A 19507-nucleotide genomic window follows, 5' to 3' on the forward strand; every position below is an offset into this window, starting at 1 on the left:
CGGTGCCGCTATCCCGCAGGATGGGATAGTCGACAGTGGAAAGACGGCGATCCGGGCGGTCGCCGGATCCGGTGAAACCCGGCTGAGAATGTCGGAGGGGACCGGCATACTTCCCGCGTGGATCAGGTGCCGGGCAATGTCGAGGACGTCATCGAGCTGACCCGTGCGGGCCGGCGGCTGAAGTACGTGTTCTTCTGGGGCCACCGTCCGCAGCGTGACGGCAGCATCGGCACCGGCTGCCTGAGCCAGTGGTGGCCGTCGGCGTTCACTGTGGACGGTGTCCGGTTCAGCACGGCGGAGCACTACATGATGTGGCGCAAGGCGCTGCTCTTCGGCGACGAGGAGACCGCCCACCGCATCGTTGCGGCCAGTCACCCCCGCCAGGCCAAGATGCTGGGCCGCCGGGTCCGCGGCTTCGACGAGCAGACCTGGGCCGACCAGCGCCGTGCCATCGTCACGCAGGCCAGTGCGGAGAAGTTCGGCCAGCGTCCCGAGCTGTGTGACTTTCTGCTCGGCACCGGCGAGCGGATCCTGGTCGAGGCGAGCCCCACGGACCGGATCTGGGGCATCGGGCTCGCGGCGACCGACGAGCGGACGGCGGATCCCGCCCGGTGGCCTGGGCTCAACCTGCTCGGCTTCGCCCTGATGGCGGCCCGGGAGCAGCTCAGGGGATGAGCCGGCGCATCCGCCAGGTCCACACGTCGTCGTCCGGGCCGGCGCCGTAGGCCTTGCGTTTGCCCATCTGCTCGAAGCCGCGGGCACGGTAGAACGGGATGCCCTTGTCGTTGTCCACGACCACCGACGCCCACACCTCCCGGGCGCCGAGCGCGGTCACCTGCTCGATGATCCGGTTCAGCAGCAGGGTGCCGAGCCCGTGTCCGCGTTCGGCCGGATCCAGGTAGATGACGAAGAGCTCACCGACGCCCGGTGCGGTCGTGCCCCCGCCGGCCGTGCCCAGCACCCGGCCGTCCTCCTCGACGACCTGATAGCCGAGCCAGGCGGGCGGGTTCGCGGCGATCTCCCCGGTCACCCGCCCGGGCTCGTAGAACTCGGCGATGACCCGTTCGACGTAGTCATCGGGGACCAGGCCGGCGTAGGTGTCGCGGTAGGCGGCGGTGCAGATCCGGCAGATGGCCGCCACGTCGCCGGAGGTGGCAGCCCGGACGCTCGCGCTCATGCGACGCAGATTATCGCGGCCGGGGCGGGCCCGCCCGTCACCAGCGGCGGTGGTGGCCCGCGCGGTCGCGCACCGTGGCCCACACCATCTTGCCGCCCGCGGTCGGGATGGCGCCCCAGGCCACCGAGTCCGCGTGCACCACGCGCAGGCCGTGCCCGCGCTCGTTGAGGGGCAGCTCCGGATCCACCGGGCAGGGGTCGATGATCCGGGGCAGCGTGGGGTCGCGGTCCCGGACGGCCAGGTGCAGGGCGGTGCCACGCCGGGAGATCGACACCTCCATCTCCGTACGGGCGTGCTCGACCGCGTTGGCGACCAGCTCGGACAGCACCGCCCGGCCGGGATGCAGCAGCGGGCCGAGGTTCCAGGCGTGGCAGGCGCCGCCGACGAGGTTGCGCGCGACGCCGGGAGAGACGGGCGAGGGTGGCAGGCGCATCCGGACCACGTCGGTCAGCGGGCGATTGCCGGTGAGCGACTCCCGGGCCTCCGCGACCGTGGTGAAGACCGGCAGGTAGCGATGGGTGCCGACCTGACTCAGCCGTTGCCCGAGCGGCGTGCCGGCTGGCAGGCAGAGGGCCAGCCGGGCCGGGGGATCGGCCGCCGCGGCGGCCTGGGTGGCGGACAGCCACACCGGCACGCTGTCGGCCGCCGGGTCCGTCACACCCGCCACGTCGATGAGGATGGCGGCCGGACTCTCGGCCAGGCAGCGGCCGATCTCCAGCGCCACCGTCGCGCCCAGCTGCGGATGCCAGTCGCCGCGTACCGCGATGTCGATGACCGCGCCGTCCACGTCCGCGGTGACCGAGACCTGGGCGCGGGCCCCGTCGAGCGCGGGCAGGAACAGGTACGGAGGGTTCGCCTCCATGGCACGCGGCTCCTCATTCGACACGTCGGTCCGGGTATCAGGCAGTGTCGGCCGGGGCCGGCGACGGGTCAACGAAGCTCACCCGTACGGGTTCAGTCGTCCGGCTTCGCCGGGCAGGATGGACGGGTGACCGGACTAGGCGCCATCTTCCTGCCCCAGAATCCTCCCGAGCGGCTGCGGAGCATCGCCCGTGCCGCGGACGAGGCCGGCCTCGAGCAGCTCTGGCTGTGGGAGGACTGCTTCCTCAACGGCGGTGTCTCGGCCGCCGCGGCCGCGCTGGCCTGGACGACCAGGCTGCGGGTCGGCATCGGCATCCTGCCGGTGCCGCTGCGCAACGTCGCCCTGACCGCGATGGAGGTCGCCACGCTGCACCGGATGTTCGGCGACCGGGCGATCGTCGGCGTCGGGCACGGCGTGCAGGAGTGGATGAAGCAGGTCGGCGTCAAGGCGGCGTCACCGATGACCATGCTGCGGGAGCAGGCCACCGCACTGCGGGCGCTGCTGAACGGCGAGAGCGTGACCACGGACGGCCGCTACGTCCAGCTGGAACAGGTCAAGCTCGACTGGCCGCCGGAGCAGCCACCCGCGCTGCTCGTCGGCGCGACCGGTCCCAAGACCCTGCGGCTCACCGGCGAGCTGGGCGACGGCACGATCCTGACCGGCGGCACCTCGCCGGACGGCGTGCGGGCGGCCCGCGAGCACATCGGTGCGCCGGACGGTCACCAGCTGGTCGTCTTCCTGCCGGCTGCCCTGGGTCCGACGGCAGCCGACCGTATGGCCCGCCAGCAGGAGCGGTACGGCATGGACTTCCCGGGAGTGGCGGGTGACTCGCAGGCGGTGGCCGAGACGGTCGCCCTCTTCGCCGAGGCCGGAGCCACCACGGTCGTCCTCCAGCCGACCGTCGACGACCCGGATCCAGAAGGCTTCGTCCGGGCCGTGGCGACCGAGGTGCGCCCCCTGGTCGGCTGACACGAGCGGTATGCCGGACGGCGGTCGACTATCTTGTCCGACATGCCCATTTCGCCGTACCTGCACAGCCTGCGGGAAGTCGTCGGACACCGGATGCTCCTGCTGCCGGGCGTCACGGCGGTCGTCTTCGACGATGCCGGCCGGCTGCTGCTGGGCCGGCGCGCGGACAACGGCAGCTGGGCGCTGATCGCGGGCACGATGGACCCGGGCGAGCAGCCGGCGGAGACGGCCGTCCGCGAGGTGTACGAGGAGACCGCCGTCCACGTGGTGCCGGAACGGGTCACCAGCGTGCTGACCCAGCCGCCGAACACGTACCCGAACGGCGACCGGACCGAGTTCGTCGACATCACCTTCCGCTGTCGCGCGATCGGCGGCGAGGCCCGGGTGAACGACGACGAGTCGCTGGCCGTGGGCTGGTTCGCGCTGGACGACCTGCCGCCGATCAACGACCTGAACCGCCGCCGCCTCGAGTACGCGTTGACACCCGGCGCGGCGGCCTGGTTCAGCGCCCCGGCCGTCCACCACCCCTGAGCGCCGGCCGGCCTGCGGCTCAGAGCCTGCGGGCTCGTACGTGGTCGTCGTGCCAGACGTCGCCGACCAGGAACTTCTTCGTGCCGATGATCTCGAAGCCGTGTTTGGCGTAGAACTTCGCGGCGCGCTCGTTGCGCTGGTTGACCCCCAGCCAGCAGAGTCGCGCCCCGGTCGCGACGGCAGCCTCCAGCGTCGCCGTCATCAGCTTCGCGGCGATGCCGGAGCCGTGATTGCGCGCGGCGACATAGAACTTGCTGAGCTCGATGGCCGGCGCCGCACCCGGGTCGTCGGCGGCACGGATGACGGCGGCCAGCTCCGGGTCCTGGACCGGGCCGCCGATCAGCATCGCGTACCCGACGGCCTCGCCGGCCTCCTGGGCCAGCAGCAGGATCCGCGCCGGATCGGCCAGATACTTCTCGAAGCTCGCCAGCGCCAGATGCTCGGCGATGAATGCCTCGATGTCGGTCTGAAGCGTGCCCGGCGGGGTAGCCAGAGCGAAGGTGTCGGCCGCGAGCCGGTGCAGCTCAGCGGCGTCCGCCGGGACCGCGCGCCGGATGGTGATCGCCATGGCGTCACGATAACGGCGGCGTGACGCGGGCCATCGGGGCGTCCTGAAACTGGAAAGAGGGTTTAGAGTCGTGCCGACCGACCGATCGACGGTCCGGAACGGGAGGATGAAGCGGTGAGCGAACCGGCAATCCAGCGCAGAGGGCTCGGCGACGTGATTCCCGTGCCGGCCGAGGTGCGGCCCGACCCGGCCGCCGACTTCACCCTCGGCGAGGGTACGGCGATCCGCACGGCGCCCGGTTCGGCCGAGGCCCGCCGCATCGGTGACCACCTCGCCACGCTGCTGCGCCCGGCCACCGGCTACGCCCTGCCGGTCGGTGAGGAGTCCGGCGAGATCGCCCTGCTGCTCGACCCGGACGGCGACGGCGACGCGGACGACGACGAGGACGGCGACGAGGGCTACCGGCTCGAGATCGGCGCCTCCGGTGTGACCGTGCGGGCCGCTGCGCCGGCTGGTCTGTTCGCCGCGGTGCAGACGCTGCGGCAGCTGCTGCCCGCCGCGATCGATGCGACGACCCCGCAGCGGGAGGCATGGGTGCTGCCCGGCGGGCAGATCGTCGACCGGCCGCGGTTCGCCTACCGCGGCGCGATGCTGGACATCGCCCGGCACTTCTTCACCGTCGCCGAGATCAAGGCGTACATCGACTCGCTGGTCCAGTTCAAGATCAATCACCTGCACCTGCACCTGACGGATGACCAGGGCTGGCGGCTGGAGATCGACGGCTGGCCCCGCCTGACCGAGATCAGCGGCGGCGAGGGCACGGGGGTGGACGGGGCCGGGCCGGGCTACCTGACCCGGGAGGACTACACCGAGCTGGTCGGCTACGCGGCGGAACGGTTCGTCACCATCGTGCCGGAGATCGACATGCCGGGACACGTCAACGCGGCCCAGGTGGCGTACCCGGAGCTGACCGCCGATGGGGTGGCGCCCGCGCCGCGTACGGACATGGAGGTCGGCTACAGCTCCCTGGTCGCCGACAAGGAGGAGACGTACGCGTTCGTCGAGGACGTCGTGCGTGAGGTCGCGGCGCTGACCCCGGGCCCGTACCTGCACATCGGCGGCGACGAGGCCCAGGCCACCACGGCCGAGGACTACCGCACGTTCATCCAGCGGGTGCTGCCCCTGGTCGCCAAGTACGGCAAGCGCGTCGTCGGCTGGCACGAGATGGCCGGCGTGGAGCTCCCGGAAACAGCGATCGCCCAGTACTGGCGCATCGAGGCAACCGACGAGGGCACCGCCCGCGCCGCCGAGAACGGCAGCAAGGTGATCATCTCGCCGGCCGACCGGACCTACCTCGACATGCGCTACACCCCGGACACCCGGCCCGGCCTGGACTGGGCCGGCGTGATCGACGTGCAGCGGGCGTACGACTGGGACCCGGCCGACCGGCTCCCCGGCGTGGGCGAGGAATCGCTGCTGGGCGTCGAAGCGCCGCTGTGGTCGGAGACGCTGCGCAGCCTCACCGACGCACAGACGATGACCTACCCCCGCCTGCCGGCTGTCGCGGAGATCGGCTGGTCTCCGCGGGAGACCCACGACTGGGAGTCCTTCCAGCGACGGCTGGCGGCGTTCGCCCCCCGCTGGCGCCACCAGGGCGTCGCCTTCCACCCGTCCCCGGAGATCCCCTGGAGCTAGGGCATCGCGGCATCGCGGACCGCGACGGCTAGCGTCACGCTGACCGTGCGGTCCGCGCACAGCGCCGCCGAGTGACGAAACGGGAAGCCTCGACCTCGTCAGCGCCGCCGGCCGGCTAGCGTCAACCGATCCGTTCCACCAGGGCAACGTGGTCCTTGGCCGGATCCGAGACCGTGCCGACTCCCCAGAACGCCGAGGTGCCCGGGACGTTCTCCACCGCTGACAGGAACGGGTCGGCGGCCCAGAACGGATCGTCGGCGCGGACCTTCGGGCCGTAGACCACGCTCCACTTCTTCGCCTGGTAGCGCAGGAACAGCGAGCCCGGATACGAGACGCCGTACGGCTCCGCGGGGTTGCTGCCGGTCACCCACAGGTTGCCCGCGGCGTCGCCGCCGACGGCCCACAGGTCGGCTGACCCGGTCGGCGGGGTCACGCGCTGCCAGGAGGTTCCGTCCCAGTGCATGATCAGCGGCTGCGGGCGGGTGGTGTCGTACCCGATCGTGCCGACCGCCCAGGCGTCGGTGGCCGAGCGGGCGTGAATGCCGGTCAGGCGGGCGCTGAGCACCTTGGGCAGCGTTGCGACCCGCCAGGTGCCTCCGGTGCGCTGCACGATCAGGGGTTCCGGATATCCGGCGTCGTCGACGTGCCACGAGCCGACCGCGAACGCCGCGCCGCCCGGTGCGGACGCCACTGCGTGCAGGCTGCTGCTCCACGCATCGCTGCCCGGCACGGCCACCTCGGTGAACCGCCGGCCGTCCCACTCCATGACCAGGGCGCCGCCCGCGCGCCGGGCACCGACGACCAGCGGCTTGCCGTTGCGGGCCGACACATCGCTGAATCGGCCCTGGTCGGGCACCGGATAGCCCTGCCACGCCGTGCCGTTCCAATGGGCTGCGTACGGCAGCTGCCGGTCGTCCTGTCCGACCGCCCACACGTTCGCCGGGGTCACCGCGCACACCGCCTCCGGTGAGTCGAACTCCGCGGGCAGGAGGCTCTCCGACCAGGTCCGGCCGTCCCACCGCACCAGAGCGGCCGGCTGGGCGGGGATGTGACCGTACCTGTTGTCCTGGTAGCCCACTGCCCAGGCGTCGGCCGGCCCGGTCACGCTGACGTCGACCAGCCGGCTCGCCGGTCTCAGCGGCGGCTCCGCCACGATCCGCCAGGACGCCGCCGCCCCGGCCGGCACCGCGCCGGCCAGACTGACGGCGACCGCGCCGACCAGTGCCGCCACCGGCGCACGCCGCATCGTTGCCCCCATGGACATCTCCCTCGATAGGTGACTGCCCATCAGCGTCACAGCTGTCGATGCCCGGCGCGAGGTGTCCGGCGGGACTGTAAGGGCCTCGTAAGAGGTCCCGCGCGCTCAGGGAACCACGATCTCCACGTCGCTCGCGGGACGGGCCGGGATGCGGCTCAGATTGATGCTCAGGTCCTGCGGGGGCAGGTAGTAGTCGAGCCGGGCCAGCCGCTGCGCCAGGGTGCCCAGCAAAGCGACTGTGATCTGTTCCCCCGGGCAGCGGTGGCCTGTCCGGGGATCGCCGCCACCCTGCGGGATCAGGTCGAACTCGCCGATCGGCCGGTCCACGAACCGCTCCGGGCGGAACTCGTAGGGCTGCGGGAAGAGCAGGTTGTCGTGGTTCTGGCCGTAGACGTCGAGCAGCACCAGGGCACCCTTCGGAATGCGTTCGCCCGCGAACGTCAGGTCCTCGACCGCCCGGCCACCGAGGAACGGCGCGAACGGATAGAAGCGGCGCACCTCGTGCACGAAGGCAGCGGTGAACTCGTCGTCGCCGTCGCGCAACGGCCGGCGGTGCTGCGGCCAGCGGTCCAGGGCGTGCGCGCTGAACGCGAGGAACCACGCGACGGCGGTCGCCGGGCGGAGGATGTTGATCAGCTCCACGGCCGCCGTACGGGGCTCGAGCGGCTCGCCGTCCTCGCGGTAGTGCGCGATCGTGGTGATCGCCGCATCGGCCGGTGCGATGACGTCGCCGCTGCGTACCCCCTCGATCTTGGCGGCCAGCCAGCGCTCACGCCGGCGGCGGGCCGCCAGGGCCCGCCAGTGCCGTGGGCCCGGGGTGGCGAAGCCGTCCACCATCGCGACCAGGTCCGCGGCCAGTTTCGGCAGCTCGTCGTCGGTCACCGGGATGCCGGCCCACCGGGTCACCGCGCGGGCGATGACCAGCGCCGCCTCGTCGAAGAGGGTCACCGACGACCGGCCGCGCCAGCTCTCGGCCGCCTCGTCGAACGACTCACCGACCAGCTTGGCCAGCACGTCGATGCCGTCGTTCATCAACAGAGCCACGAACAGCGCCTTGCGGTGCCGGTGGGCCGCACCGTCGAGCGTGTGCACGGCATTCTTGCCGAACAGTGTGGCCACGACGGGATGCGGCAGCGCGGTGTGCCGCTCGACGTGGCTCTCGTCGTAGAAGAACCGCACGGCCTCCGGTCCGCAGACGGCCACCGCCCGCTGACCCAGCACCCGCAGGGGCACGGGCCGGTCGTGGTGCTTGCGGCGCAGGTCGGGCAGCCAGGCGTAGCCCTTGATGCCGGCGACGAGAGTCTGATCGAGGTTTGCCATGCGGTCGTGCATCCCCCCGAGGCCGCCGCCGAAACGGCGGCGTTGTGTCGCAAGCGTGAACGTCCCGAAATCTTCCTTAAATCTTCTTTCCCGGTACGGCGGGCCGCCACGCCGGATCCGCGCACGTCACCACCCTTGTTCGGGGCTCAATCGTGACCGTCGGACGGAGCGGCGGCCGTGGCGTTGTCGTAGGCCGGCCCTAGGCTTGCCGCGTGCAGAAGAGGGTGCTGGCATCGGCGACCGCGCTGGCCGGATTCCTGCTCGTCGCGGCGGTGCAGCTCGCGCTGGTCGTGGTGCCGGTCCTGCTGCTGCTCTCGATGCTGCCGGGCGCCGCGGCCCTGCGGCTCGGCCTGCCGGTCTGCATCGCGACGGTCGGCGTGATGGCGTACGCGACCTGGCGGGCCCTGCACACCCGCCGCCCGGAGCCGGTCGGCATCCCGGTGACCCGCGCGGACGCCCCGCGGCTGTGGGAGCTGCTCGACGGAGCGGCCGCGGCGGCCGGCACCCGCACCCCCGACCGCGTGACGATCGTCGCCGACGCGGCCGCGAAGATCATCGAACGCACCCGCCTGCTCGGACTGCTCGGCGGACGCCGTGACCTCTACCTGGGCCTGCCGCTGCTGCAAGCCTGGGACGAGGCGCACCTGCGCGCGGTGGCGGCCCACGAGCTCGGCCACTTCTCGCCCCGGCTGGGCGCGCTCGCGCCGCTGGCCTACCGCGGCCGGGTGGCGGTCGGCCGGACCGTGCCGCGCATCCCGCGGCGCAATCCGGCCGGGCCACTGCTCCGGACGTACGCGAAGCTCTATCACCGGATCGACGCACCGTTCAGCCGCGCCCAGGAGCTGACCGCCGACCAGATCGCCGCCGAGTACGCCGGCCGCGAAGCCGCCACCGCGGTGCTGCGCGACCTGCCCGCGCTGGACGCCCTGCAGCGGATCTTCCACGCGGAGTACCTGGGGCCGGGCTGGCAGGCGGGGCACGTGCCGGACGACCTGTTCGGCGGGTTCCTGCGGGTGCTCGCGGCCCGGGCGGACGACGTGGCGGTGCTGCGCGCCCGCGACTCCGGCGCTCCGTCCACATGGGACACCCACCCGCCGGTCACCGAACGGCTGGCCGCGCTGACCGCGGCACCGGTCGTCACGCCCCGGACGCCCGGCGAGGACGAGCGGGAATCCGCTCCGGACGAGCCACAGCTGGTCGGCGCGGCGGTGTCGGCTTCCGGCACCGCGGCGACCTCGGCCGGACCGGGCAGCAGCGGATCAGACGTCGGCGGATCAGGCGTCGGGACCGGCGGGCCGAGCGGTGACAAATCGGGCGATGGGTCCGACGAGCCCGACCGACCTGATGGACCGGGCGGCGACAAGGCCGCGAAGCCGGCGGAATCGCCCGGCACGGCGGTCGATCGGCCGGAGTCACCCACGCTGCTCCCGGCCAGGCCCGAGCACGAACAACCTCTCACCTCGATGGGCGGCGCGGGCGGCATGCTGACGTCCGAGGACCCGCCGGCGTCCGGGACCGGAGGAAGCCGGCCGGCTTCCGAGAGCGGAGACAGCACGGTCGGGCCCGACCCTGACGGCGGCGGAGGAACGCCCCCACCCCGTGCCGCCGGCGCCACAACGACCGGGTTCGCGTTCGGCGCGCCGGCCGGGGAGCTGGTGCCCGACCTGCCCGGCCTCGGACGGGCGCTGCAGGGCGTCGCCTTCCCCGCGCAGGGCCGCACGACCGTGGACTGGGACTCCTTCTTCGGCGCCGCCCGTACGGTCGAGATGCAGCGGGAAGCCGACGGCGCTCTCGCCACGATCTCCCGGGCCGCCGGCGTTCCGGTCGCGACCGCCGCCGACGTTCTCGATCTCGCCGCCGACGGCCGGCTGTACAAGGCCGCCGAGTCGGTCTTCGCCGGGCTGCCGGCCGATGAGACCGCCGGCCGGGTCGCCGAGCTGGTCACCCTGCTGCTCGCCCTGGCCGCCCTGCGCAGTGGCGCGGCGCGCTGGCGGCACAGCTGGACCGGCAACGCCGAGCTCATCGCCGCCGATGGTGCCCATCTCGACCTCGGCGGGCTCGCCGCGCTGGCCAGTGATCCGGCGACGGTCGCCACCGCGCGGGAGCGGCTGGCCGAGCTGCACATCGACCCGGCCGCCGTGGCCGGCGCGGACACCGCCCAGACCCGGCCCGAGGTCGTCGGGGGCGTCGTCAACCTGGTGGTCGACGGCGTCCGGACCGATGTGCTCATCGTCGACACCGGACTGTTCCTCGTGCCCGGGCTGCCGCGCTCGCAGAACGGTTCGGCGAAGCGGCGGCTCGCCCGCTTCGCCGCCGCCGACGTGCCGCGGCGCGACGAGACCGCGCCCGGCAGCCGGTTCGTGCCGTTCGCCGAGGTGGCCGGTGCGACCCGGACCCGGCGCAGGGGCTGGGATCTGAGCCTGCGCGACGGCGGGACGATCAGTGTGCGGACCGCCCTCGATTCCGACGAGTTGCCCGGTGGCTGGGCCGCCCTCGACGACGCCGTGGCTTTCCTGTCCCGTACCCGATAGTTGCCCGGCCGGCTGAACCGTTCGGCGCCGTCGCCCGTGGTGAAGACAGAGACATCATTCCGACGGGATGAGTCACGAACTTGTTACCAGGGGTCATGATGGGTGCCATGTTCGTTCGCTTACCCTTCGCCGAATTGGGTAGATGAAGGCCACTCGAAGCGGCGATGATCGTCACTGACAGGGGGGAGGGGCGCTATGGAACGGGGACCGATGGCGCTCTTCGGGGCCATCATCGCGGTCGGCCTCGGACCGGCAATGTGGCTCGGCGCGCAGTTCGGTCAGGTGACGTTGTCGCCTGAGCGTCCGCCCGCCGTGACAACCGTGCAGAACGATGTGGAAGCGCCGCGCGGCGGATCCGGTGCGGGCGACGCACCGACCGAGGCCGAGGCGATCCGTACCGAACCGAAGGCCGACACCGAACCGCTCACCCGGACCAAGAACGCCCGTCCGGCGGGGACCAAGTCGCCGACACCGTCGCCCTCCACGTCGGAGAAGCCGTCGACGCCGCCGACCGACCCGGTCTCCTCGGACACCCCGGATCCCGGCGACAACGGGACGACCCCGCCGACGGAGTCCTCGACCCCGCCGGACGAGCTGCCGCCGGACGACGAGGACCCGGACGTGCCACCGCCCACCGACCCGCAGACCGGCCAGGCCGACCAGACCGTGGCCGACACGTCACTGGTCTGACGAGCGATCCACCCGGAGCCCGGGCCCACTCGGCCCGGGCTTCGTGCTGTCGGCGGCGAGATAGGTCCGGCCCAGGCCGCGAGCCGTCTCCGCGAAACACTCGCGCAGCTCCGGCGGATCCAGCACCTCGGCCTCCGCACCCAGCTTCAGCAGCTCGATGTGGCCGTGCCGCACCGACTCGATCGGCACGGTCGTGGTCAGCCACCCGTCGTCACCGACCGGGCCCGCGCAGGCCCGGGCCGTCCGCGACATCTCCGGCGGAAAGACGTACGCCATCCGGTTCAGCGCCTCGGTCGTCATCCGGACGGTTGCCCGCGCGGTGTAGACGCCACGCTCGTACTGCTCGGTCCACTCCTGCCAGAACGCCGCCAGGTCGAAACCGGCGGGCCGCTCGGCGGGCTCGTCGAGCAGCGTCGCGTCGAGGACGTTCACCACCCGGTACGCCGTGATCCGCTCGCGGAACGCGGCCACCAGGTACCAGCGTCCCGCCTTGAGCACGACCCCCAGCGGGGACAGCGTCCGGGCCACCTCCCGGGGCGCCTTCCAGCGCCGGTACCGGACCTCGATCTTCCGGGCCCGCCACACCGCGTCCGCCACCGTGGCCAGGTGCGGGGTCGGCTCGTCGGAGCGGAACCAGCCCGGCGCGTCCAGGTGGAAGCGTTCGCGTACCCGGTCCGCCCGGTCCGCCAGCTCACCCGGCAGCGACGCCCGCAGCTTGAGCTCCGCGGCCGCCAGCACCGAGCCGAGGCCGAGTTCCGCCGCCGGGCCCGGCACTCCGGCGAGGAAGAGCGTGCCCGCCTCGTCGCCGGTGAGGCCGGTCAGCCGGGTGCGGTAGCCGTCGAGCAGTTGGTAGCCGCCGGCCGGGCCGCGGTCGGCGTAGACCGGCACGCCGGACGCGCCGAGCGACTCGACGTCGCGGTAGACCGTCCGCACGGAGACCTCGAGCTCGTCGGCGAGCTCCTGGGCGGTCATCCGCCCGCGGTTCTGCAGCAAGAGCAGCAGGGAGAGCAGCCGGGACGCACGCATCCGCCCAGCATGGCACCGGCCGCGTGCGGTGAGCACGCGGCCGGGATGCGGGGCCGGGTCGGAGAACGCCGGACGGGGTCAGAGGCTGAGGATGCGGTTCAACATGTCCCGGTATCCGCGCAGCTGTACCCGGAGCTGCTCGGTGTCGTCGGTGTCGTTGTTCAGGCCCTCGCGCTGCGAGCGCAGGCTGGCGGAGAGCTTCTCGACGGCCTCGTCGACCAGCTTGGCGGCGTCGCCGGCGGCGTCCTTGGGGCTGTCGACGAAACGCAGCTGCACGTCGCGCCACCGCTCCTGGAACGTCCGGGCGTCGTCCTGGTCGAACAGGTTGCCCGGCTCGTCCGCCGTGCTGCCGGCGGTCGTGGCCGCTGCGGCGGCGACCGGGACCGCCACGGCGGCGGGCGGGGTGCTGTCGATCGGCGTACCCGTGGCCGGGTCGACGGCCTTGGGGTCGTCGAAGCCACCGTCGTCCTTGAGCGGCGCGGCGTCAGCGGTGTTGCCGTCCGAGGCGGAGCTCTCGAGGGGGGTCTCGGTGGCGGGGTCGACGGCCTTGGGGTCGTCGAAGCCGCCGTCGTCCTTGAGCGCGCCGGACGTCGCCGGGGCCGGGTCGTCGAAGGTGGTGACCGAATCGTCCCGGTTGCCGTCCCGGTCGAGGTCGGGGCTGTCCGAAGTGTTCTGGTCGGTGCGGGCGCCCGACCCGGCCGAGACCGCGCCGGCGTCAGTGCTGGTCGTGTCGTCGAGCGGAACGTCGACGACGCCGTCGGGGTCGGTGCGGTCGCGCCCGTCGCGGGTGTCGTCCGCCGTCCAGGTGGCCGGGACGGTGTCCGGAGCGGTGACCGTGCCGTGCCCGGGGTGCGGGTCGGCAGTGGAGGTCACCACGCCGTCGCCCGGAGCGACATTGGCGTCGTCGCCGACGCCGGTGTCGGCCGCCGAGTCACGGTCGGTCGCGTCCCACCGGTCGTTGGTCGGATTGGCCATGGCCGACGCGGCCACCGCGCCGCCGACGGTCGACGCGCCGAACGCGGTCGGCTGCGGGCTGGGCTCGTGGAACGGCGGCGGGTCGGTGTCCTCGCGGCGGGTCGCGTCCGCGTCCGCGTCACTGTCGCGGACGGTGTCGTCGTCGGCCGTGGGAGGCGTGTTCGACCAGGGCGACGGCGGCCGCTGGTTCGGTACGGCCACCGGTTCGGACCGTACGTGGTCCGGCCCGTCGTCGCGGGGCTGCTCATCGCTGGACTCGCGCGCGTCGTTGGAGAAGAAACGCATGGTCGGCTCCTCAGCGGCTCGTGGCGTCGGGACGGGAGCCCGCGACGTCGCTGTCGTGGTTGTTGATCTGCTGGTTCGGGACCTTCGGCTCGTCGGCCGGGGTGCTCGCGCCCTCGCTGCGGACCGGGTTCTCACCGAGCAGGTCGGCGAAGAGGGCACGGTAGTGGACCAGCGCCTGCCGCAGGTCCTCGGTGTCCGCCTGACCGTTCTTGCTGCGCTCGCTGATCGCGTGGGCGTCACGGTAGTGCTCGAGCGTGCGGGCGTGCTCGACGGAGAGGGTGGCGAGCTGGTCGTCGTAGTCGCCGGTCGGGTAGCCGCGTTCCGCGATGAGCCGGGTGGTCAGCTCGTCGGCGGTCGACACGGCGGTCTCGGGTGCGTCCACGAACTGGATCTGCACCTCTTCCCAGGCGACCGAGTACTTGGCCTTGGACTCGGCGGACAGCGGCTTGAGCTCGAGCTCGGCATGCCGCTTCTCGCGCTCGCGCAGTTCACGCTCGGCATCGGTACGGCTGTCGGCGTCGGCGACGACGCGGTCGTACTCGGGGCCGAACGTCTGCTGCAGCTTCTTGCGGCGGCCGGCCCGGACCGCGAGCAGAATCGCGGCGACGATCACCAGCACGATGACGATCAGGACGATGGTGAGCCAAGCGGACATGGCGTTCCTCCTTCTTCACCGGGAGGTATGCCCACTCAACCAGGGTCATCAATCCGATTCCAGGTGCCAGGGTGAAATCTTGCTCACGCGGGTCGCGAGCGGGCCCTCCGCACCGGTTCGACCGGTTCGCGAGTGCTTTGTGGAGATCTGTGGCACACCGGCGAGGTGGCTGGGAGCGCATCCATTCCGTATTCTGCCGGAGGCGCACGCAGCACCGAGGTCAACGGCCGTCAATCCCTCGTCCGTGGTACCCCGGTCCGGCGTGCCGACGGTCCTGCAATCCCCTCGGGCGGAGTCTGATGCGAACCCGCAACTGGTCGATCCGTTCGAAGATCGTCGCGCTGGCCGCGGTCCCGCTGACCGCGCTGCTGGCACTCTGGATCTTCGCCACGGGCGTGACCGCCGGCCCGGCGAGCAAGCTGCTCTCAGCCCAGACCCTGGTGGACAAGGTGGGCTCGCCCGGCGAGCGGCTCGTCGGTCAGCTGCAGATGGAACGCCGGCTCTCCGTCGCGTACCTCTCGGACGACCGGCCCGTCCCGCCGGAGCTGGCCGCCCAGCGGGCCTCGACCGACCGCGCCGCCGCGGATTTCCGCCGGGTGGCGGGCAGCGCCGACGCCCAGGACGCGGCCGACGACGTGCTGCGGACCCGCATCCGTCAGCTCTTCTCCGAGCTCGACGGGCTGAACGAGAACAGGCAGCACATCGACCGCCGGGAGGTCGACGCGCTCGGCGCGCAGAATCTCTACAACAGCATCGTGGAGTCCGGCTTCCGGATGTTCATCGCGACCGCCGCCTTCGGTGACGAGCGCATCGACCGCAAGATCCGCGCCGTGGTCACCATCGCGCGCGGCCAGGACTACCTCAGCCGGAGCAACTCCCTGGTGGGCGGGGCCCTCACGGCCGGCGAGCTGAGCGCGGACGCCCGGGTCGACCTGCTGCAGGCGATCAGCATGTCCCGCTTCCTGTTGGCCGAGGGTGTCACCGACCTGCCCGCGCAGGACCGGGCGGCCTTCCAGAAGCTCAGCACCGGCCCCTCGTTCAGCCGGCTGCGCGAGCTGCAGGACGAGTTGCTCAGCGACAGCCGGCCCAGCACGGCGCTGCCGATCACCGCGGCCGAGTGGAGCCCGACCTTCGACACGGCGACCCAGCAGCTGACCGCGTTCGAGGTCAACGCCGTCGCGGCGCTGCCCGGCGACGCCCGGCCGGTCGCCGTGGACGTGCTGGTCCGGCTCGGCCTGGCCGGCCTGCTCGGCCTCATCGCCTTCATCATCTCGATCGTCGTGTCGGTGCGGGTCGGCCGCTCGATGGTCGGCCGGCTGACCCGGCTGCGCGGCGAGGCCCTGGAGATGGCCGGCGAGCGGCTGCCCGCGGTGGTCCGGCGCCTGCAGCGCGGCGAGGCCGTCGACGTCGAGGTCGAGACGCCACCCCTGGAGTATGGCCGGGACGAGATCGGTCAGGTGGGGCGCGCGTTCAACGAGGTCCAGCGCACGGCCGTGCAGTCGGCGGTCGAGGAGGCCAACGTCCGCCGCGGCATCAACGAGGTCTTCCTGAACATCGCCCGGCGCAGCCAGACCCTGTTGCACCGGCAGCTGGCCCTGCTCGACAAGATGGAACGGCGCGAGACCGAGCCGGACGAGCTCGAGGACCTGTACCGCGTCGACCACCTCGCCACCCGCATGCGCCGGCACGCCGAGGATCTGGTCATCCTGGCCGGTGCCGCCCCGGGCCGCGGCTGGCGCAACCCGGTGCCGGTGATCGACGTTGTCCGCGGCGCGATCAGTGAGGTCGAGGACTACAAGCGGATCGACATCGTGTCGGTCGAGTCGTCGGCGGTGCTGGGCCGGGCCGTGGGTGACGTCATCCACCTGCTCGCCGAGCTGCTGGAGAACGCCGCGTCGTTCTCGCCGCCGCAGACCCGGGTCCAGGTGGTGGGGCAGGTCCTGCCGAACGGGTACGCGCTGGAGATCGAGGACCGCGGCCTGGGCATGTCCCCCGAGGCGCTCGCCGAGGCCAACCGCAAACTGCTCGAGCCGCCGGACTTCGATCCCGCCGACAGCGCCCGGCTGGGCCTGTTCGTGGTGGCCCAGCTGGCCAACCGGCACGGCATCCGGGTCTCGCTGCGGCCCAGCGGCTACGGCGGCGTGACGGCCGTCGTGCTGGTGCCCGGTGAGCTGGTCACGACCGGGCAGGGCCAGGCCGCGCTGCCGGCCGGCAGCACCCCGCCGGACACGTCCTGGGACCGGCCGCTGGTCGGCACCGGCACCGAGGACCCGGCTCGCAGCTCGCTCGGGGCGCTGCAGTGGCAGGGCACCGAGCAGGTGCGCTCGATAGCGATGACCGGCCGTCCGGTGACCATCAACGGCACGGCGACCGCGGGCCCCGAGCTGACCGACGCCTCCGGCCTGACCCACGACACCGGGCAGCCCGGCCCGGGGCGGCCGGAGCCGGCCACCGCGACGGGCGCCGACGTGGGCGACCCGACCCGGCCTCTGAGCCGGCACACCCTGGGCCTGTCGGACAGCCCGGTCACCGATCCGGCCGGGACCCCCGGTGGGCCGGCGCCCAGCGCGGTCGTGGACGGGCTGACCGAGGACGGCCTGGTGCAGCGCCGTCGCACCAAGCCGCGCCGGGCGAACGACCAGCGGTCGGCCCCGCCGGCACTGCTGCCACCGAACCTGACCTCACCGGCCGGTCTCTCCACTCCGTCCGGTCCGGCCGCGCCGGTCACGCCGACTACCCCGGCCGCGCCGACAACGCCGGTCACGCCGACAACCTCGGCCGCGCCGGTCACCCCGGCCTCGCCCGCGTCGCTGAGTTCCGACTTCCCGTCGGCCGGCAACGGCCGGACGACGACGAACGGCAGCGGCCTGACCGGCGCCGGGCTCAACGTCCCCGGCGTGGGCCGGCCCGGCCCCGGTCTCGACGGGGCCGGTCGGGACGGGCCGGGTATCGACAGCCCCCTCCGGCCCGGCGACGGACCGCTCCGGCCCGGCGACGGACCGCTCTGGCCCGGCGACGGACCGCTCTGGCCCGGCGACGGACCGCTCCGGCCCGGCGACGGACCGGCGGTGCCCGGCGCTCCGGGCCCGGTGCCGGCGCCCGTGCCGCCGCGAATCCCGTCGCCCCGGGTCGCTCCCGAGGCGATGCCCCGCGAGGCGCCGTCCGGCGACGAGGCGGACGAGCCGCTGTTGCCGCGTCGCGTCCGTCAGGCCAGCCTCGCCCCGCAGCTGCGGGGACCGGTCGCCGAGCAGACCGCGGCCCCGTCGCGGTCGCCGGAGCAGGTCCGGTCCCTGATGAGTGCCCTGCAGCAGGGCACCACCCGGGGTCGGCGGGAGGCAGCCGGCCTGACCGCCGCGGCGGCCGGCTCGCCGGATGCCCAGGCGGACGGAAGTGCAGATGACAGTCCGGAAACTGACAAACAGCGGACGGTTGGGGAGCCGATGTGGTCCGAGGCGGCTACCGTCATTTTCCCGGCAGTGCAGGACCCGGTGGCGGCCGGATCCGACGACAGCACAGACAACGCGCCCGAAAATCACGAGAACCGGCCGGATAAGGACGCATAAGTGGGATACACGACAAACCAGAGTGCCAACCTCACCTGGCTGCTCGACGATCTGATCGAGCGAGTGCCGTCCGCGCAGCAGGCTGTGGTGCTGTCGGCGGACGGGCTCATGATGGGCGCCTCGGCGGCGCTCAGCCGGGAGGACGCCGAGCACCTGTCGGCGATGGCCGCGGGCTTCCAGAGCCTGGCCAAGGGTGCGAGCCGGCACTTCCGGGCCGGCCCGGTACGCCAGACGGTGGTCGAGATGGAGGACGCGTTCCTCTTCGTCACGGCCGCCGGGCTGGGCGCCTGCCTGGCGGTGCTCGCGGCCAGCGACGCGGACCTGGGCCTGATCGCGTACGAGATGGCCATGCTCGTCACCCGGGTGGGGCAGACGATGGACGCCCCGGAACGTCCCGCCGGGTCCGATGCCCGCTGACCCGCGGGCCCCGCACGACTGGGGTGGCCAGGGCGGGCAGTCTCCGCGTGACTGGGGCGACCGGGACACGGTTCCGCTGCGGACCGATCCGCTGCGGGCCCCGCACGACTGGATGGATCAGGACGCGGGCCCGGTGGTCCGGCCGTACGCGGTCACCCAGGGCCGGGTCGCGCCCTCCGGCGGCGAGTTCGACCTGCTCGCCTTCGTGGTGGCAACCGTGCCCGACGCGCCGCCGGCACCATCGCTGCAACCGGAGCATCACGCTCTGGTCGGCGCGGCGTGGGAGCCCACGTCCGTCGTGGAACTAGCCTCCAAACTGGACCTCTCCATCGGGGTCGTCCGGGTCCTGCTGGGTGATCTACGCTCGGCGGGATTGATTTCGCTCTACGAACCCCCCGCGGCCTCCCAGCCGCACGACGTCGACGTACTCAAGGCGGTTGTCAATGGACTCCGTGCGCTCTGACCGAGACGGCACGCGCTCGCGTATCCCGGTCGCGCTCAAGATCCTCATCGCCGGCGGGTTCGGTGCGGGCAAGACCACCATGGTCGGCTCGGTCAGCGAGATCCGGCCGTTGCAGACCGAGGAGGTACTGACCGGCGTCGACGGCGCCGACGACACCTCGGGTGTCGAGGGCAAGCGGACGACGACCGTCACCATGGACTTCGGTCGCATCACGATCACCGAGGATCTGCAGCTCTACCTCTTCGGCACGCCGGGGCAGGACCGCTTCTGGTTCCTCTGGGACGAGCTGTCGCAGGGCGCGCTCGGTGCCGTCGTGCTGGCCGACACCCGCCGGCTGGCGGACTGCTTCCCCTCGATCGACTACTTCGAGCAGCGCGGGACGCCGTTCGTCGTGGCGGTGAACTGTTTCGACTCCGAACGTCGCTTCGGCGGCAAGGCGGTGGCCAAGGCCCTCGACCTGGATCCCGACGTGCCGGTGGTGGAGTTCGACGCGCGGGAGCCGCTGGCTGCCCGCAACGTGCTGATCGAACTGGTCGAGTACGTCGCGCGCCGGCAGCTGCTGGCGGCCGGCGCCCGCTGAGG

At 72.8% G+C, this 19507-nt stretch carries 18 protein-coding genes; 10 read left to right on the forward strand and 8 right to left on the reverse strand.

Features of this window, described 5'->3' with window-relative positions; all coding sequences use genetic code 11:
• Nucleotides 1-117: 117 nt before the first annotated feature.
• Nucleotides 118-675, forward strand: coding sequence for a riboflavin biosynthesis intermediates N-glycosidase (gene ybiA, locus Aau02nite_RS18355; protein ID WP_246595252.1), 558 nt, complete (start codon nucleotides 118-120; stop codon nucleotides 673-675).
• Here the strand turns inward: ybiA and Aau02nite_RS18360 are convergent.
• Both Aau02nite_RS18360 and Aau02nite_RS18365 read right to left on the reverse strand, forming a co-directional pair.
• Nucleotides 665-1177, reverse strand: a complete 513-nt coding sequence (locus Aau02nite_RS18360; protein ID WP_212989676.1) for a GNAT family N-acetyltransferase — start codon at nucleotides 1175-1177, stop codon at nucleotides 665-667. The genes ybiA and Aau02nite_RS18360 overlap by 11 nt on opposite strands.
• A gap of 37 nt (nucleotides 1178-1214) precedes the next feature.
• A complete protein-coding gene (locus Aau02nite_RS18365; RefSeq protein ID WP_212989677.1) occupies nucleotides 1215-2039 on the reverse strand; it encodes an ATP-binding protein in 825 nt (274 codons plus the stop codon).
• A gap of 126 nt (nucleotides 2040-2165) precedes the next feature.
• On the opposite strand from Aau02nite_RS18365, the gene Aau02nite_RS18370 reads away from it, so the two are divergent.
• A complete protein-coding gene (locus Aau02nite_RS18370; protein ID WP_212989678.1) occupies nucleotides 2166-3008 on the forward strand; it encodes an LLM class flavin-dependent oxidoreductase in 843 nt (280 codons plus the stop codon).
• A gap of 42 nt (nucleotides 3009-3050) precedes the next feature.
• Nucleotides 3051-3539: an NUDIX hydrolase gene (locus Aau02nite_RS18375; protein WP_212989679.1), complete on the forward strand. Its 489-nt coding sequence runs from the start codon at nucleotides 3051-3053 to the stop codon at nucleotides 3537-3539.
• A 19-nt stretch (nucleotides 3540-3558) separates the two neighbouring features.
• Here Aau02nite_RS18375 and Aau02nite_RS18380 read toward each other — a convergent pair whose 3' ends face one another.
• Nucleotides 3559-4107, reverse strand: coding sequence for a GNAT family N-acetyltransferase (locus Aau02nite_RS18380; protein ID WP_212989680.1), 549 nt, complete (start codon nucleotides 4105-4107; stop codon nucleotides 3559-3561).
• A gap of 114 nt (nucleotides 4108-4221) precedes the next feature.
• Between Aau02nite_RS18380 and Aau02nite_RS18385 the strand changes: the two genes are divergently transcribed.
• Nucleotides 4222-5742, forward strand: a complete 1521-nt coding sequence (locus Aau02nite_RS18385) for a beta-N-acetylhexosaminidase (protein ID WP_212989681.1) — start codon at nucleotides 4222-4224, stop codon at nucleotides 5740-5742.
• 121 nt (nucleotides 5743-5863) lie between these two features.
• Here the strand turns inward: Aau02nite_RS18385 and Aau02nite_RS18390 are convergent, their stop codons facing one another.
• Together Aau02nite_RS18390 and Aau02nite_RS18395 are read right to left on the reverse strand one after the other, a co-directional pair.
• On the reverse strand, nucleotides 5864-7000 hold the full coding sequence (locus Aau02nite_RS18390) for a hypothetical protein (protein WP_212989682.1): 1137 nt from the start codon (nucleotides 6998-7000) through the stop codon (nucleotides 5864-5866).
• 105 nt (nucleotides 7001-7105) lie between these two features.
• Nucleotides 7106-8320, reverse strand: a complete 1215-nt coding sequence (locus Aau02nite_RS18395; protein WP_212989683.1) for a cytochrome P450 — start codon at nucleotides 8318-8320, stop codon at nucleotides 7106-7108.
• Nucleotides 8321-8532: 212 nt separating this feature from the next.
• Here Aau02nite_RS18395 and Aau02nite_RS18400 point away from each other — a divergent pair, with 212 nt between their 5' ends.
• Nucleotides 8533-10851 carry a M48 family metallopeptidase gene (locus tag Aau02nite_RS18400; protein ID WP_246595253.1) on the forward strand — a complete coding sequence of 773 codons (2319 nt, stop codon included), beginning with the start codon at nucleotides 8533-8535 and terminating at the stop codon, nucleotides 10849-10851.
• 195 nt (nucleotides 10852-11046) lie between these two features.
• Nucleotides 11047-11541, forward strand: a complete 495-nt coding sequence (locus Aau02nite_RS18405; RefSeq protein ID WP_212989684.1) for a hypothetical protein — start codon at nucleotides 11047-11049, stop codon at nucleotides 11539-11541.
• Here the strand turns inward: Aau02nite_RS18405 and Aau02nite_RS18410 are convergent.
• From Aau02nite_RS18410 to Aau02nite_RS18420, 3 genes are all read right to left on the reverse strand, one after another.
• On the reverse strand, nucleotides 11530-12567 hold the full coding sequence (locus tag Aau02nite_RS18410) for a helix-turn-helix transcriptional regulator (protein ID WP_212989685.1): 1038 nt from the start codon (nucleotides 12565-12567) through the stop codon (nucleotides 11530-11532). The two genes, Aau02nite_RS18405 and Aau02nite_RS18410, sit on opposite strands and share 12 nt — an antisense overlap.
• 78 nt (nucleotides 12568-12645) lie before the next feature.
• Nucleotides 12646-13827 carry a hypothetical protein gene (locus Aau02nite_RS18415; protein WP_212989686.1) on the reverse strand — a complete coding sequence of 394 codons (1182 nt, stop codon included), beginning with the start codon at nucleotides 13825-13827 and terminating at the stop codon, nucleotides 12646-12648.
• Nucleotides 13828-13837: 10 nt separating this feature from the next.
• On the reverse strand, nucleotides 13838-14482 hold the full coding sequence (locus tag Aau02nite_RS18420) for a hypothetical protein (protein WP_212989687.1): 645 nt from the start codon (nucleotides 14480-14482) through the stop codon (nucleotides 13838-13840).
• A 299-nt stretch (nucleotides 14483-14781) separates the two neighbouring features.
• Between Aau02nite_RS18420 and Aau02nite_RS18425 the strand changes: the two genes are divergently transcribed.
• The 4 genes from Aau02nite_RS18425 to Aau02nite_RS18440 all read left to right on the forward strand — a co-directional run bounded on the left by Aau02nite_RS18425 (nucleotide 14782) and on the right by Aau02nite_RS18440 (nucleotide 19505).
• Nucleotides 14782-18045, forward strand: a complete 3264-nt coding sequence (locus Aau02nite_RS18425; RefSeq protein ID WP_246595254.1) for a sensor histidine kinase — start codon at nucleotides 14782-14784, stop codon at nucleotides 18043-18045.
• The gene (locus Aau02nite_RS18430) at nucleotides 18046-18462 is read left to right on the forward strand and encodes a roadblock/LC7 domain-containing protein (protein WP_212989688.1); all 417 of its coding nucleotides are present in this window, start codon (nucleotides 18046-18048) and stop codon (nucleotides 18460-18462) included.
• Between the two features lie 112 nt (nucleotides 18463-18574).
• Nucleotides 18575-18925 carry a DUF742 domain-containing protein gene (locus Aau02nite_RS18435; RefSeq protein ID WP_212989828.1) on the forward strand — a complete coding sequence of 117 codons (351 nt, stop codon included), beginning with the start codon at nucleotides 18575-18577 and terminating at the stop codon, nucleotides 18923-18925.
• Nucleotides 18906-19505 carry a GTP-binding protein gene (locus Aau02nite_RS18440; RefSeq protein WP_212989689.1) on the forward strand — a complete coding sequence of 200 codons (600 nt, stop codon included), beginning with the start codon at nucleotides 18906-18908 and terminating at the stop codon, nucleotides 19503-19505. The genes Aau02nite_RS18435 and Aau02nite_RS18440 overlap by 20 nt, the downstream gene beginning before the upstream one ends.
• Nucleotides 19506-19507: the final 2 nt, after the last annotated feature.

Origin of the sequence: Actinoplanes auranticolor (assembly GCF_018332655.1) — a bacterium.
Classification (GTDB): Bacteria; Actinomycetota; Actinomycetes; order Mycobacteriales; family Micromonosporaceae; genus Actinoplanes; species Actinoplanes auranticolor.

Excerpts from the sequence above, each read along its gene's own strand:
- Aau02nite_RS18360 (WP_212989676.1), bottom strand. The coding sequence starts at position 1,177 with ATGAGCGCGAGCGTCCGGGCTGCCACCTCCGGCGACGTGGCGGCCATC.
- Aau02nite_RS18365 (WP_212989677.1), bottom strand. The coding sequence starts at position 2,039 with ATGGAGGCGAACCCTCCGTACCTGTTCCTGCCCGCGCTCGACGGGGCC.
- Aau02nite_RS18375 (WP_212989679.1), top strand. The coding sequence starts at position 3,051 with ATGCCCATTTCGCCGTACCTGCACAGCCTGCGGGAAGTCGTCGGACAC.
- Aau02nite_RS18380 (WP_212989680.1), bottom strand. The coding sequence starts at position 4,107 with ATGGCGATCACCATCCGGCGCGCGGTCCCGGCGGACGCCGCTGAGCTG.
- Aau02nite_RS18390 (WP_212989682.1), bottom strand. The coding sequence starts at position 7,000 with ATGGGGGCAACGATGCGGCGTGCGCCGGTGGCGGCACTGGTCGGCGCG.
- Aau02nite_RS18395 (WP_212989683.1), bottom strand. The coding sequence starts at position 8,320 with ATGGCAAACCTCGATCAGACTCTCGTCGCCGGCATCAAGGGCTACGCC.
- Aau02nite_RS18405 (WP_212989684.1), top strand. The coding sequence starts at position 11,047 with ATGGAACGGGGACCGATGGCGCTCTTCGGGGCCATCATCGCGGTCGGC.
- Aau02nite_RS18410 (WP_212989685.1), bottom strand. The coding sequence starts at position 12,567 with ATGCGTGCGTCCCGGCTGCTCTCCCTGCTGCTCTTGCTGCAGAACCGC.
- Aau02nite_RS18415 (WP_212989686.1), bottom strand. The coding sequence starts at position 13,827 with ATGCGTTTCTTCTCCAACGACGCGCGCGAGTCCAGCGATGAGCAGCCC.
- Aau02nite_RS18420 (WP_212989687.1), bottom strand. The coding sequence starts at position 14,482 with ATGTCCGCTTGGCTCACCATCGTCCTGATCGTCATCGTGCTGGTGATC.
- Aau02nite_RS18425 (WP_246595254.1), top strand. The coding sequence starts at position 14,782 with ATGCGAACCCGCAACTGGTCGATCCGTTCGAAGATCGTCGCGCTGGCC.
- Aau02nite_RS18435 (WP_212989828.1), top strand. The coding sequence starts at position 18,575 with ATGGATCAGGACGCGGGCCCGGTGGTCCGGCCGTACGCGGTCACCCAG.
- Aau02nite_RS18440 (WP_212989689.1), top strand. The coding sequence starts at position 18,906 with ATGGACTCCGTGCGCTCTGACCGAGACGGCACGCGCTCGCGTATCCCG.